This window comes from Amycolatopsis stemonae (genome assembly GCF_054781455.1).
The window spans coordinates 1-989 of sequence record NZ_BAAGUJ010000038.1; the positions used below are offsets into that span (position 1 = coordinate 1).

Genomic DNA, 989 nt, shown 5'->3' on the forward strand with positions numbered 1-989 from the left:
TGTTCTGTCCGGGGAGGTTGCGATCGTGGCGACACGTGACCGGATGATCTTGGCATAAGGGAGGGCCTCCGGGTTCGGTGTGGATTGCGACGTCTACACCGATCAACGGAGGCCCTCGTGACCCACGCTAATGCACCCCTGACCCCGACCGGCAGACTCCGCCTGGCCCGTTGTGTCGTCGAGGACGGCTGGCCGCTGCGCCGGGCCGCGGAACGGTTCCAGGTGTCGGTCTCCACCGCCGCCCGCTGGGCCGACCGCTACCGCGACCACGGCGAAGCCGGCATGGCCGACCGGTCCAGCCGCCCTCGCACCAGCCCCAACCAGACTCCCACCGAGACCGAGCGGCGGGTCATCAAAGTCCGGGTGATCCGCCGGTGGGGACCCGCGCGGATCGCCTACCTGCTGGGCTTGAACCCCTCCACAGTGCACCGGATCCTGCGCCGCTACCGGCTGCCCCGGCTGACCCACCTCGATCGGGTCACCGGCCAGCCGGTCCGCCGCTACGAACACGCCGCGCCCGGTGACCTGGTGCACGTGGACATCAAGAAACTGGGCAACATCCCCGACGGCGGCGGCCACAAAGTCCTCGGCCGCGCTGCCGGGCGCCGCAACAGCGGCAGCCGTGGCCACGGCTACGCCTACCTGCACAACGCCGTGGACGATCACTCCCGCCTGGCCTACACCGAGATCCTGGCCGATGAGACCCGGGAAACCGCGGTTGCGTTCTGGATCCGGGCGCAGGCGTTCTTCGCCGGTTACGGCATCACCGTCCGAGGGGTGCTGACCGACAACGGCTCCTGTTACCGCTCCCGTCTCTGGCGCGACACGCTGCACGACGCGGCGATCGCCCCGAAACGCACCCGGCCCTACCGGCCGCAAACGAACGGGAAAGTCGAACGCTTCAACCGCACCTTGCTGGAGGAATGGGCCTATGCCCAGCCCTACCGCACCGACACCGAACGCCGGGCAGCGCTACCGCGATGGCTGCA

Annotated in this window: 1 protein-coding gene; it reads left to right on the plus strand. The window is 69.4% G+C overall.

Features of this window, described 5'->3' with window-relative positions; genetic code table 11:
• Positions 1–117: 117 nt before the first annotated feature.
• Positions 118–989, plus strand: an 872-nt coding sequence (locus ACYVLJ_RS47910; RefSeq protein ID WP_460443743.1) for an IS481 family transposase, incomplete at its 3' end; no start/stop codon positions are given.